The organism is Mesorhizobium sp. B2-8-1, assembly GCF_006440955.1.
In the GTDB taxonomy this organism is placed as follows: domain Bacteria; phylum Pseudomonadota; class Alphaproteobacteria; order Rhizobiales; family Rhizobiaceae; genus Mesorhizobium.
The window spans coordinates 57,159-70,011 of sequence record NZ_VFTX01000007.1 but is presented as its reverse complement, the minus strand read 5'-3'; the positions used below and the strand labels follow the sequence as shown (position 1 = coordinate 70,011).

General features: G+C 63.1%; 9 protein-coding genes. 2 read left to right on the top strand and 7 right to left on the bottom strand.

Features of this window, described 5'->3' with window-relative positions; all coding sequences use genetic code 11:
- Positions 1-148: 148 nt before the first annotated feature.
- Complete coding sequence (locus tag FJ428_RS19060) at positions 149-2,119, bottom strand: acetoacetate--CoA ligase (RefSeq protein WP_140879948.1); 1,971 nt, start codon at positions 2,117-2,119, stop codon at positions 149-151.
- A gap of 239 nt (positions 2,120-2,358) precedes the next feature.
- Here FJ428_RS19060 and FJ428_RS19055 point away from each other — a divergent pair, with 239 nt between their 5' ends.
- Positions 2,359-4,212 carry an AsmA family protein gene (locus FJ428_RS19055; RefSeq protein ID WP_140879947.1) on the top strand — a complete coding sequence of 618 codons (1,854 nt, stop codon included), beginning with the start codon at positions 2,359-2,361 and terminating at the stop codon, positions 4,210-4,212.
- An 89-nt stretch (positions 4,213-4,301) separates the two neighbouring features.
- Here FJ428_RS19055 and FJ428_RS19050 read toward each other — a convergent pair whose 3' ends face one another.
- From FJ428_RS19050 to FJ428_RS19025, 6 genes are all read right to left on the bottom strand, one after another.
- Positions 4,302-5,120: an ABC transporter permease subunit gene (locus tag FJ428_RS19050; RefSeq protein ID WP_140513402.1), complete on the bottom strand. Its 819-nt coding sequence runs from the start codon at positions 5,118-5,120 to the stop codon at positions 4,302-4,304.
- Positions 5,117-6,082, bottom strand: coding sequence for an ABC transporter permease subunit (locus FJ428_RS19045; protein WP_140498523.1), 966 nt, complete (start codon positions 6,080-6,082; stop codon positions 5,117-5,119). The genes FJ428_RS19050 and FJ428_RS19045 overlap by 4 nt, the downstream gene beginning before the upstream one ends.
- A gap of 9 nt (positions 6,083-6,091) precedes the next feature.
- On the bottom strand, positions 6,092-7,234 hold the full coding sequence (locus FJ428_RS19040) for an ABC transporter ATP-binding protein (protein WP_140513400.1): 1,143 nt from the start codon (positions 7,232-7,234) through the stop codon (positions 6,092-6,094).
- A 77-nt stretch (positions 7,235-7,311) separates the two neighbouring features.
- Positions 7,312-8,409 carry a polyamine ABC transporter substrate-binding protein gene (locus FJ428_RS19035; RefSeq protein WP_140558069.1) on the bottom strand — a complete coding sequence of 366 codons (1,098 nt, stop codon included), beginning with the start codon at positions 8,407-8,409 and terminating at the stop codon, positions 7,312-7,314.
- Between the two features lie 338 nt (positions 8,410-8,747).
- Positions 8,748-9,701, bottom strand: coding sequence for a DMT family transporter (locus FJ428_RS19030; protein WP_140525264.1), 954 nt, complete (start codon positions 9,699-9,701; stop codon positions 8,748-8,750).
- Positions 9,702-9,840: 139 nt separating this feature from the next.
- A complete protein-coding gene (locus FJ428_RS19025; RefSeq protein ID WP_140625418.1) occupies positions 9,841-11,286 on the bottom strand; it encodes an XRE family transcriptional regulator in 1,446 nt (481 codons plus the stop codon).
- 235 nt (positions 11,287-11,521) lie between these two features.
- Between FJ428_RS19025 and aceA the strand changes: the two genes are divergently transcribed.
- Positions 11,522-12,811 carry an isocitrate lyase gene (gene aceA / locus FJ428_RS19020; protein ID WP_140498528.1) on the top strand — a complete coding sequence of 430 codons (1,290 nt, stop codon included), beginning with the start codon at positions 11,522-11,524 and terminating at the stop codon, positions 12,809-12,811.
- Positions 12,812-12,853 lie beyond the last annotated feature (42 nt).

The window sequence follows — 12,853 nt, the reverse complement described above, 5'->3', positions numbered from 1 at the left end:
GGATTTCTCCCTCAAGTTACGTGCGACTATCGACGCCGGGCCTTAACAAGTCCTTACCAGGTCCCGAAAAAATTTACGAATGTGTACCACTCGTGAAATCTAGGTAAATTCGCGCGGCAGATTTGATTAACCATGCCGGGCGGGGCGGTCACTCGGCCAATTGCGGCAGGTTTCTGAACAGCTCGAGCGCCTCGGGATTGGCGAGCGCCTCCTTGTTCTTGATGGCGCGGCCATGCACGACGTCGCGCACCGCAAGCTCGGTGATCTTGCCCGATTTGGTGCGAGGAATGTCTGACACGGCGATGATCCTGGCCGGCACGTGGCGCGGGCTGGCGCCGGCGCGGATTTTCGCCCGGATGCGCTTCTCCAGATCCTCGTCGAGCTGAACGCCGGCGGCCAGCCGCACGAACAGCACCACGCGCACGTCATTGTCGAAATCCTGACCGATACAGAGCGCCTCCAGGATTTCCGGCATCTGCTCGACCTGATTGTAGATCTCCGCCGTACCAATGCGCACACCACCCGGATTGAGCGTCGCGTCGGAGCGGCCATGGATGATCATGCCGCCATGAGCGGTCCACTCGGCGAAGTCGCCATGGCACCAGACATTGTCGAAACGCTCGAAATAGGCAGCCCGGTATTTCTTGCCCTCGGGGTCGTTCCAGAAGCCGATCGGCATTGCCGGGAACGCCTTGGTGCAGACCAGTTCGCCTTTCTCCTGCCTGACCGGCTTGCCGTCGTCGTCCCAGACGTCGACAGCAAGGCCGAGGCCTGGTCCCTGGATCTCGCCGGTCCATACCGGTTCAGTCGGGACGCCGAGGACGAAGCAGGAAACGATGTCGGTGCCGCCGGAGACCGATGCCAGATGCACATTCTTCTTGATCCCGTCGTAGACGAAGCGGAAATCCTCGGGCGACAGCGGCGAGCCCGTCGAGGAGATGGCGCGCACGGTTGACAGATCATGGCTTTGGATCGGCTTGAGGCCGGCCTTGCGTACCGAATCGATGAATTTCGCCGAGGTGCCGAAGAAGGTCATCTTCTCGGCGTCGGCGAAGTCGAACAGCGCATTGCCGTTGGGGTAGAAGGGCGAGCCGTCATAGAGCAGCAGCGTCGCGCCCGAAGCGAGGCCCGACACCAGCCAGTTCCACATCATCCAGCCGCAGGTGGTGAAGTAGAAGAAGCGGTCGCCGTCGAGCAGGCCTGCGTGCAGGCGATGTTCCTTGAGGTGCTGGATCAGCGTTCCGCCGGCCGAATGGACGATGCATTTGGGGATACCGGTCGTTCCGGACGAGAACAGGATGTAGAGCGGATGCGCGAACGGCAGCCGCTCGAAGGTGACCTGCCTGACCGCGAAGGGCGACAGCGCCTCTTCCATCGCCACGGCCTTATCGATCGTATCAGCGACATCGGCCGAGGTGCCGAGATAGTCAACGACCACCACCTTGCGGACAGTGCCCAGCTTTGCGGCCACCGCCGCGATCTTGTCGGCGACCTCGATCGCCTTGCCGTTGTACCAGTAACCATCGGGGACGATGAAGACGACGGGTTCGATCTGCCCGAACCGGTCGAGAACGCCCTGCTCGCCGAAATCCGGTGAGCAGGACGACCACACCGCGCCGATAGAGGCGGTCGCGAGCATGGCGGCGACCGTTTCCGGCATGTTGGGCATCATCGCAGCGATACGATCGCCCTTCTTGACCTTGAGCGACAGGAAGAGCTGCTGGAAGCGCGAGGTGAGCGCATGCAATTCGTTCCAGGACAGCCGGCGCTCGACCTTGTCCTCGCCGCGAAACACGATCGCCTCTCCTGCTCCGGTCTTCTTCAGGAGGTTCTCGGCGAAATTCACCATCGCGTCGGGAAAGAAGGCCGCTCCCGGCATCTTCTCGCCATCGACGAGCACACGCTCGCTTCCGGCGCTGGCCTTGTCGCCGACGATGCCGCAAAAATCCCAGACCAGGCTCCAGAACGCTTCGCGGTCCGCCACCGACCAACGGTGAAGGTCGGCATAGGAGCTCAGAGGCATGCCGCTTTTTGCAGCGGCGGCCTTCATGAAGGCGGTCAGCGGCGCAGCGTCAATCTGGTCCTGCGTCGGGGTCCAGAGTGGTACTTCGGCAGCCATGATGGGTCCTCCCAGGATCGCCACCGCTTATGCATATTGCGCCACAGCAGAGCAAGATTTTGTTCGGCCGAGGCGTCCAGATGTGCGCAAATGCCATCGCCGGGCCATAAAGACTTGAAATGCCTCGACCCTAAGTCGTAGTGACGACTAGAAGTCGTAGTGACGACTGGAAGTCGTGGTGACGACCGGGTTTACACCCGCCGGACGATTTTTGTCGGAACGAAAGCATACGGGGCGATATGCCATCATCTTTGATCCGACGCGGAACATGGGCGATCGGCGCTGCCGTGATCGTCATCGCGCTGGTGGTCGCCGCCCTGCCGCTGATCGCTTCGACGCGTATCGTGCGCGATCGTATCGCCTGGGAATTGAGTGCCTGGAGCGGTTTCCGGGTTGCCATCGAAGGCTCGCCGCGCATCGAGGTCTGGCCGAACTTCCGGGCGATCCTGACGGATGTGACGCTTTCGAAGTGGACCGACGTCGACGCACCACCGGTCGTCGAGGCCGAACGGGTCGAGGTCGACCTCTCGGCCATGGCGGCGCTGCGCGGCGACGTGGTGTTTTCCACGGCGCGGCTGGTGCGGCCGACGATCAGGGTCCAGCGCACGGCGAGCGGCCTGTTCCTGCCCACCGCTCCGACCGGCGGCCGCATCGCACGCGCCATCGACGTGGCGCGCGGCGTGGTCGGTGCGGACCCCGCCAAACCCGATCTTGACAAGCTACCGGCCGACACTTTCGGCACGGTGGAGTTCAGGGACGGCCGCATGGTGGCGTCCGTCAACGGCAAGGACGAAGAGGTGCTGAGTAGCCTGAGCGGCCAGGCGACATGGGCGGCGATGAACAGCAATGCGACGCTCTCGGCGACCGGCATCTGGCGCGGCGAAAGCGTCGCCGTGGATGCCGGATCGCCGAAGCCGCTGGTGTTGTTTGCCGGCGGCATGGCGCCGCTCACCCTGTCGTTCAAGGCGGCGCCCGCCACCTTCTCCTTCGACGGCACGGCCAGCATGTCCGAAAACGCCTATTTCGACGGCCAGGCCAAGTTTTCAGCGCCCTCGTTGCGGCGTGTGCTCGAATGGTCGCAGGCCGATATCGCGCCGGGCGCCGCGATCGGCTCCGTCAGCATCTCGAGCAAGGTGACCGCGACGGCGGGGCGCGTCAAATTCGAGAACACCGCACTCTCCCTCGACAATAACCCAGGCATGGGTGCGCTGGACCTGTCGCTTGGCGACGCACAGCCGGTGATCTCCGGCACGCTCGCCTTCGACACGCTCGATCTGAGGTCGTTCCTGTCCGCCTTCACGCCGCTCGGGCCGGCAAGCGGGGCAGGTCCGAGCGAAGTCGACACGAATTTCGCCGACCGGGTCAATCTCGACCTCAGGCTGTCGGCGGCGCACGCCACGGCAGGCTCCATCCAGCTTGCCGACGTCGCCGCCACGGCGCAGGTCAAGGATGGCCTGTCCGTTTTCGACATTTCCGATGCCTCGGCCTTTGGCGGCAACATCCAGAGCAGCCTTCGCTTCGACCGCAAGCCCGAGGGCAGCCAGGTCGAGATCCGGCTGCTGGCTTCCGATATCGATGGCGGCGCTTTCGGCACGGCGGCCGGGATGACGCGGCTGGTGCCGGTCGGCACGGGGACCGTGTCCGTCATCCTCAAAGGGCCCGGCAGGACCTGGGACTCGATCTTCGAAACCGCCGACGGCTCGGTTTCGGCGACCTTCGGGCCAGGCGCGCTCAGCAAGTTCAACCTGCCGGCCTTTCTCAAGCATACCGAACAGGGCGGCTTCTTCGCACTTGACGACGTCTCGGACGGGACACTGCCGATCGATGGCGCCGAACTGAAGGCCACCATCTCGAAAGGCGTGGCGAGGCTGGACAAGGCCGAGGCCAATTCGGCGAAGTACAAGATCTGGCTTTCCGGCATCGCCTCCTATGCGGGACGGGGGCTGGCGCTGTCCGGCGGTGTCATCCAGCCGGATCAGGTCGCCACGCAGGCAAACGGCCAGCAAGGCCCCAAGCAATCGTCCTTCTTCGTTGGGGGGACATGGAGCACGCCGTTCATTTCGCCGATCAACCGCGGCGTGTCGGGCGAATAAGCAGTCTTTCGGCCTCTTTGTTCAAAGATGATCTCGACAAACGGAACCGTTTGTCCGCGAAAACCGGTGCCCACTTTTCGGGATCATGCTCAGCCGCGTTGCGCGGCCTGCTCGTCGCGCTGGCGCTGCACCTCGCGACGCTTGTTGGCAAGCGAAGCGACGATGACGCCGACCGCGACGACCGCGATCAGAATGGTGCAGGCGGCGTTGATCTCCGGCGTCACGCCGAGACGAACCTGGCTGTAGATCTTCATCGGCAGCGTGGTCGCACCCGGCCCCGAGGTGAAGCTGGCGATGACCAGGTCATCGAGCGAGAGCGTGAAGGCAAGCATCCACCCCGACACGATCGCGGGCAGGATGACGGGCAGCGTGATCTGGAAGAATGTCTTGACCGGCGGCGCGCCGAGATCCATCGCCGCCTCCTCGAGCGAGCGGTCGAAAGACACAAGGCGCGACTGCACGACGACGGCGACGAAGCACATCGTCAAGGTGGTGTGTGCGAGTGTGACGGTGAGGAAGCCCCGGTCGAGGCCGACAGCGACGAAGAGCAGCAACAGCGACAGGCCGGTGATGACTTCGGGCATGACCAAAGGCGCGAACACCATGCCGGAGAACAGCACCCTGCCCCGGAAACGCGTGTAGCGTGTCAGTGTCAGCGCCGCCAACGTGCCGAGCACGGTCGCCGCCGTGGCCGAAATGACGCCGACGCGCGCCGTCACCCAGGTGGCGTCCATGAGGCCCTGATTGTGGAACAGCGACACGTACCATTTGGTCGAAAAGCCGCCCCAGACGGTGACCAGCTTGGATTCGTTGAAGGAGAACACGATGAGCAGCACGATCGGCAGATAGAGGAAGGCGAAACCGAGCACGATCGAGGTGATGTTGAAGCGGCTCCAGCTGCTGTTCATTTGTCCTGCTCCTGCGCCTTCGCCTGGGCCTGCTGGAAGATCATGATCGGGACCGTCAGCAACAGCAGCAGGATGACGGCGACAGCTGAAGAGACCGGCCAGTCGCGATTGGCGAAGAACTCGTTCCACAACGTCTTGCCGATCATCAGCGTCTGCGAACCGCCAAGCAGATCGGGAATAACGAATTCGCCGACCGCCGGAATGAACACCAGCAGGCAGCCGGCGATGACGCCGGGCAATGACAGCGGGAACGTGATCTTCCAGAATGCACTGGTCGGCGGACAACCAAGGTCCTTGGCCGCCTCGATCAGCGAATAATCCATTTTTTCCAGCGACGAATAGAGCGGCAGCACCATGAACGGCAGGTAGGAGTAGACGATGCCGATGAAAATCGCCGTATAGGTGTTGAGGATGACCAGCGGCTGGTTGATCAGATGCAGCGACAGAAGCAACTGATTGAGCAGCCCCTCGGGCTTCAGGATGCCGATCCAGGCATAGACCCGGATCAGGAACGAGGTCCAGAACGGCAGGATGACCAGCATCAGCAAGGTCGGGCGGATCGTCGCCGGCGCGCGGGCCATGCCGTAGGCTATGGGATAGCCGACGATCAGCGTCAGAACGGTCGAGATCGCCGCGATGATCAAGCTGGTGACATAGGCGTTGAAGTAGAGCGCGTCCTGCGTCAGCCAGGCATAGTTGTCGAAGTTGAGATCGCGAAAGCCCGCGAAGAAGCCGGAGACGCCATCGCTGAAATCAAGCACCGGCGTATAGGGCGGCATGGCGATCGCCGTCTGCGACAACGAGATCTTGAAGACGATGATGAAGGGGACGAGGAAGAAGAACAGCAGCCAGAGATAGGGAATGAAGATGACGAGACGGTTGACGAAGCCGGCGCCCAGCCGCGCCAGCAACGGTTTTGCCGCGGCCGGTAGGGCGGCGTCGGTGGCGGCGATGTCGGACATGTCAGCCCCCTACCGCGTCAGTACGACGCCGGCATCCGGCCGAAAAGAGACCCAGGCGCGGTCGTTCCAGGTCAGCGGGTCCTCGGTGATGCGCGCCGCGTTCAAGGCGCTTGCCCGCACGAGCTGCCCGTCGTCCAGCCGGACGTGATAGACCGTCATGTCGCCGAGATAGGCGATGTCGTAAACTTCGCCCTCCAGCGCATTGACGCCATCGGCCGGCTTCTTGGACGACACCTTGATCTTCTCCGGCCTGATCGCGAAGACGATATCGGCGCCCGCGGCGGCGGCATTGCCGGCATTCTCGACGAGGATCTGGGCGCCGGTCGCTCCGGTGATGCGCGCCGTCTTGTCCGTCCGTTCGGCAACCTTGCCCTCGAACATGTTCACGTTGCCGACGAAATGCGCGACGAAGCGCGACGCCGGGGCCTCGTAGACTTCCGCCGGCGTCGCGACCTGCATGACCTCGCCCTTGTCCATGATGGCGATACGGTCGGCCATGGTCATGGCCTCTTCCTGGTCGTGGGTGACAACGACGAAGGTGAGGCCGAGTTCCTGCTGAAGGTCCATCAGTTCGAACTGCGTCTCCTCGCGCAGCTTCTTGTCGAGCGCGCCGAGCGGCTCGTCGAGCAGCAGCACCTTCGGCCGCTTGGCGACCGAACGGGCGAGCGCGACACGTTGGCGCTGGCCGCCGGAGAGCTGGTGCGGCTTGCGCTTGGCGAACTGCTCGAGCTTGACCAGCTTGAGCATCTCGGCGACGCGCTTTTCGACGTCTGGCTTGGCCATCCCTTCCTGCTTGAGGCCGAAGGCGATGTTGTTCTCCACCGTCATATGCGGAAACAGGGCATAGGACTGGAACATCATGTTGACCGGCCGGCGATAAGGCGGGATGCCGCGCAGATCCTGGCCGTCGAGCAGGATGCGGCCGGCCGTCGGCTCCTCGAAGCCGGCGAGCATCCTGAGCAGCGTCGATTTTCCGCAACCGGAGGCGCCGAGCAGGGCGAAGAACTCGCGCTCGAATATGGTCAGCGAGAGATTGTTGACGGCGGTGAAGTCGCCGAACTTCTTGGAGACGTTGTCGAACTGAATGTATGGCTTGGCGTTCGGATCGTTCCAAGGCGCGAAATCCCTGCGGATGCTGCCAAGCGATTTCATGTGCCACTCCGCTGCTGTTTTGCCCCATCGAAAAGAAGGAGACCCGGCAGGGTGACTGCCGGGCCTCCTCGGACTGACTACTGACCGGTGACGATTTTGGTCCAGGTGCGCGTAATGACGCGCTGGGTCTTGGGATCGTAGGGCGAGATCGTAAAGAGCTTCTGCAAGGTCGCGGCGTCCGGGTAGACAGCGGGATCCTCCAGAAGCGCCTTGTCGACGAATTGTTGGGAAGCCTTGTTGCCGTTGGCATAGAGCACGGCGTTCGACGATTTGGCGATCACCTCCGGCTTCATCATATAGTTCAGGAACTCATGCGCCTCGGCGACATGCGGCGCATCGGCAGGGATTGCCATCTGGTCGAACCACATTTCGGCGCCTTCCTTCGGCACGGCGTAGCCGATCTCGACGCCCTGCTTGGCCTCCTCGGCGCGGTTGCGCGCCTGGAACACGTCGCCCGACCAGCCAACCGCCAGACAGATATCGCCATTGGCCAGAGCGTTGATGTATTCGGAGGAATGGAACTTCCTGATGTAGGGCCTGATCTTCATCATCAATTCCTCGGCCTTGGCAAAATCGTCCGGCGACGTGGTCTCAGGATTGATGCCGAGATATTTGAAGGCGGTCGGGAAGATGTCGGTCGGCGAATCCAGGACATAGACGCCGCAATCCTTCAGCTTGGCCAGCTTTTCCGGATTGAAGAACACGTCCCAGCTGTCGATCTTGTCGGTGCCGAGCGCTGCCTGCACTTTCTTGATGTTGTAGCCGAGGCCGACCGTGCCCCACATGTAATTGATCGAATATTCATTGCCCGGATCGTATTTGGCGGTCCGTTCCGAAACCGTGTCCCACATGTTGGAGAGGTTCGGCAGTTTCGACTTGTCGAGCTTCTGGAACACGCCGGCCTGGATCTGGCGGGCAAGGAAATTGCCGCTCGGGACGACGACGTCATAGCCGCTGCCGCCGGCAAGCAATTTGGTTTCCAGGATCTCATTGGAATCAAACGTGTCGTAGACCACCTTGATGCCGGTCTGCTTGGTGAAATCGTCGATGACCGAGGGGTCGATATAGTCCGACCAGTTGAAGACATTGACGACGCGGTCCTCGGCGTGGCCGCCGAGCGTAAAGAGCGCCAGAAATGCCGAAGTCGCCGAAAGCCAGAGCGCTTTGCGGATCATGTTATTCTCCTTTGTGAGTGTTCCATCGCCGGCGCGTCGCGGTATCCGCGCGGCCGGGCATTTGCTTCAGACTATTGAGCTTTCCAGGAGGCGACAAGCGCCAATTGCCGCGCCGCCGGCTGTCGCAAGCGATGCTCGCGCGCCACTGTCCTGGGCTGGAAGGAGTCGCCGCATCGTCAGAAGCTTTCGCCGCCGCGCAGGCAGAAATACTGGAATATGATCCGGTCTCGATCGGGTCGCCGGGGAGACTTGGCAAGATAAGCCTGTCTTGTTGTTGCCGTGGTCCCAGCCTGCCCGCGCGGCAGCGAACTTGTCAATGGCAAAGCTAGGGCGCCGCATCAATTCGGCGACGGCACGCCGGTGACCCCTGCCCTGACTGGCCGCGTCTGTCGCTTGAACTCCAGTCCGATATGGACGAGCAGCGCCGTGACCACCACCGCGCCGCCGACGATGGTGCGGCCCGACGGGACCTCGGAGTGGATCAGCCACACCCATATCGGCCCGAGGATCGGCTCAAAGGTGCCTAGCAGCGCGGCAACGGCGGCCGGGATCAGCCGCGCGCCGGTGGCGAAGAAGGCGAGGCCAAGACCCAGATTGACCACCCCGAACACGAAGAGAAAACCCATGTCGATGCCCGATACGGCGAAGGTCGAAGCCTGCGAGGCGGCAAAACCCGCCGCCAGGATCGTGCCGAGGCAGGTCGCCGGCGTCATGCGCACGCTGGAAAAGCGCCGGGTGATGACCGTGGCGATCGAGAACATGACGGCGATCAGCAGCGCCAGCCCGTCGCCCATGGGCGAAACGGCGCCATCCAGCGATTCCGACACCATGATGGCGACACCGGCGATGACGGCGGCAATCGCCAGCCAGGTCGCGACCGCCACTCTTTCGCGAAAGAGCGCCCAGGCAAACAGCGCCGCAAGCAGCGGCACGCCGGCCTGCATCAATAGGATGTTGGCGACGGTGGTGTAGGCAAGCGCCACGACAAAAGAGGTCGACGCGGTGGCGAAGCAGAAGCCCACGGCAAGGCCGGGCAGGCCCATGCCGCGAAACGACCTCAGCATGCCGCGCCAGCCGTCACGCCAGACCATGAAGCAGAGCAGGAAGGCGGCCGCCCACACGGAACGCCAGAACACCACCGTCCAGCTGTCGCCGGCGGTGATGAAGCGGGCGATCGTGCCGCCGAAACTCCACATCAATGCCGACAGGAACACGAGCAGGAAGCCGATGCGCTCCTCCCGCTGCGGGACGGTCGATGAACGAGCGATCGGCGATGATGCTGTGTCGGTCATGGGTACGACTGTCGATGTTTGAGAACGGCACAATGCGCAAGGGACGACAAAAACGTACCTCATTCGCGTAACGCAAAGGCGCGGGCCCGGCGTGATCCAGAGACCGCCGGCGATTGTGGCAAGTCCGCCTTGCGAAGCGTCACTGGAAATCGAAGGCGCTCAGGCCTGTCACCATCTCGTCGAGGCCAAGCGGGCGCGTCACCGGCGGCTCGGCGCGCGTCAGGCAGCCGACGCGCTCGCAAAGCCGGCAGGCGGGCCCGACCGGCGTCGCCGCTACCGCGCCAGCTCCGCCTTTTCCGGCCGTCGGGCCGGGAAGTGCCGCACCGTAGACGATGTCGTCGCGAAAGCCGATGTCGCACCCCAGCAGCAGCGCAGTACGGCGCGGCCGCTCGGAGAACGCGCCTTGCGGCCCTTCCAGCGTGCGGGCGATGCAGAGGAACTCGGCGCCGTCGGGCATTTCCACCGCTTCCACGAAAATCTGGCCGGGCTGGCTGAAGGCGACGTGCACGGGAAGCTTGGGACAAGCGCCACCGAAGCGGCTTTGCGGAAAGCCCAGGCTGCCGGCTTTGCGGAAGCGATTGCCGGCATTGTCGATCTCCAGCATGAAGAACGGCACGGCCGAGGCGCCTTGCCGCTGCAGCGTGGTCAGCCGGTTGGCCGCCTGCTCGAAGGAAACGCCGAAGCGCGAGCGCAGCACGTCGATATCGTAGCGGGCACGAACGGCCGCCGCGTGGAAAGCCTGGTAAGGCATCATCAGCGCATGCGCCGCGTAGCGCCCGAGTTCGAACCGGGCGAGGCGGCGGGCCTCATCTGTGGACAGTTTCAACGCCTGGATCTCGCCGGCTATCGCGACGGTCATGCGGATCAGGCATGCCTCCATCGCCATTTCGCGTAACTGGTCGAACGGCGACAGGCGCTCGGACAGGAACAGGCGCTGCGAATGGCGATCGTAGCGGCGGCGCCAGTTCGGCATGGTGGCGACCGGCAGCACCTTGACGACGATGCCGTATTCGCGCTTCAGCCAGCCCTTCAGCGCAGCAGACAAATCATCGCCGGGATCGAGCACCGAAGTGAATGCTTCCGCCTCTTCCTCGATATGCGCAAAATGGTTCGGCCGACGCTCGAAAATCTCATGCACCTCGTCGATCGGCAGGCGGGCGCTGGAAAGCGCCGTCACCCGCCCCTCGCGCGCAAGAAGCTCGTTGAGATCGGACAGGCGCTCGGCCTGTTCGCGATAGGCACGGAACAGTTTTATCACGGCCGCGGAGGCATTGGGCGCGGCTTCGGCAAGCTCGATCAGTTCCTGGTCTCCCGGCAATTCGCCAGCCAGCAGCGGATCGGCAAACACTTCCCTCAAGGCCGCGACAGAGCCGCCCGCTTCGCCCTGCAGCTCATGCGGATCGACCTTGTAGACGGACGCCAGCTTCAGGATCAACTGCACCGTCAGCGGCCGCTGGTTGCGCTCGATCAGGTTGAGATAGGATGGCGAGATGCCCAGGCCTCCGGCCATTGCCGTCTGGGTCAGGCCCTTGGCGTTACGGATGCGGCGGATACGCGGCCCGGCAAATATCTTCTGGTCGGCCATACGGCTCCTTGACAGGAATTTACATTGCAGTCGCTGCTACGCTTCCATGCGACTTTTTACAATAATCACAAATTTACCTCGCCCGTCTGTCAAACACAATACAGATTTTCCCTTATTCAAGGCCTGATTCTTCGATTTGCATGGCTCTTTTCGCCTCGCACTGTAAATTCCGTCACATCCAAACGCGGCGAGGAATGCCGCCGAGCCGCAAAGAAACAATCCTCCGGAGTAGAGCATGACTGATTTTTACAACCTCGTCCCCTCGGCCCCCGAGGGCCGCTTCGATGGCATCGAACGTCCCTATTCGCCGGAGGATGTGACGCGACTGCGCGGCTCGGTGCAGATCCGCCAGAGCCTGGCGGAAATGGGCGCCAACCGGCTGTGGAAGCTCATCCACGAGGAGGACTTCGTCAACGCGCTCGGCGCCATGTCCGGCAACCAGGCCATGCAGCAGGTGCGCGCCGGGCTGAAGGCGATCTACCTGTCTGGCTGGCAGGTCGCCGCCGACGCCAACACCGCCTCGGCCATGTATCCGGACCAGTCGCTCTACCCGGCCAACGCTGCCCCCGAACTCGTCAAGCGCATCAACCGCACCTTGCAGCGCGCCGACCAGATCGAGACCTCCGAAGGCAAGGGGCTTTCGGTCGATACCTGGTTCGCACCTGTTGTCGCCGATGCCGAAGCCGGCTTCGGTGGGCCGCTCAACGCTTTCGAGATCATGAAGGCGTTCATCGAGGCAGGTGCCGCCGGCGTCCATTACGAGGATCAATTGGCGTCGGAAAAGAAGTGCGGCCATCTCGGCGGCAAGGTCCTGATCCCTACCGCGGCCCACATCCGCAACCTCAATGCCGCACGCCTGGCTGCCGACGTGATGGGCACGCCCACCCTGGTCGTGGCGCGCACGGACGCGGAAGCGGCGAAGCTGCTCACCTCCGACATCGACGAGCGCGACCAGCCCTTCGTCGACTACGACGCCGGCCGCACGGTGGAAGGCTTCTACCAGGTGAGGAACGGTATCGAGCCCTGCATCGCGCGCGCCGTCGCCTACGCTCCCCACGCCGACCTGATCTGGTGCGAAACCTCGAAGCCCGACCTGGCGCAGGCGAGGAGATTTGCCGAGGGCGTGCACAGGCATCACCCCGGCAAGCTGCTGGCCTATAATTGCTCGCCTTCGTTCAACTGGAAGAAGAACCTCGACGACGCCACGATCGCCAGGTTCCAGAAAGAGCTCGGCGCCATGGGCTACAAGTTCCAGTTCATCACGCTGGCCGGTTTCCACCAGCTCAATTACGGCATGTTCGAACTCGCCCGCGGCTACAAGGAGCGGCAGATGGCAGCCTATTCGGAGTTGCAGGAAGCCGAGTTCGCGGCGGAGGCCAACGGCTACACCGCGACCAAGCACCAACGCGAGGTCGGCACCGGCTATTTCGATGCCGTGTCGATGGCGATCACCGGCGGACGGTCATCGACCACGGCCATGCATGAATCGACCGAGCACGCCCAGTTCAAACCGGCTGCGGAATAGCAAACCAGGGATCTCGGCAAACGCCCAAGGGCATACAGCAAG

Coding starts and splice junctions, on each gene's coding strand:
- FJ428_RS19060 (WP_140879948.1), bottom strand. CDS start 2,119: ATGGCTGCCGAAGTACCACTCTGGACCCCGACGCAGGACCAGATTGAC.
- FJ428_RS19055 (WP_140879947.1), top strand. CDS start 2,359: ATGCCATCATCTTTGATCCGACGCGGAACATGGGCGATCGGCGCTGCC.
- FJ428_RS19050 (WP_140513402.1), bottom strand. CDS start 5,120: ATGAACAGCAGCTGGAGCCGCTTCAACATCACCTCGATCGTGCTCGGT.
- FJ428_RS19045 (WP_140498523.1), bottom strand. CDS start 6,082: ATGTCCGACATCGCCGCCACCGACGCCGCCCTACCGGCCGCGGCAAAA.
- FJ428_RS19040 (WP_140513400.1), bottom strand. CDS start 7,234: ATGAAATCGCTTGGCAGCATCCGCAGGGATTTCGCGCCTTGGAACGAT.
- FJ428_RS19035 (WP_140558069.1), bottom strand. CDS start 8,409: ATGATCCGCAAAGCGCTCTGGCTTTCGGCGACTTCGGCATTTCTGGCG.
- FJ428_RS19030 (WP_140525264.1), bottom strand. CDS start 9,701: ATGACCGACACAGCATCATCGCCGATCGCTCGTTCATCGACCGTCCCG.
- FJ428_RS19025 (WP_140625418.1), bottom strand. CDS start 11,286: ATGGCCGACCAGAAGATATTTGCCGGGCCGCGTATCCGCCGCATCCGT.
- aceA (WP_140498528.1), top strand. CDS start 11,522: ATGACTGATTTTTACAACCTCGTCCCCTCGGCCCCCGAGGGCCGCTTC.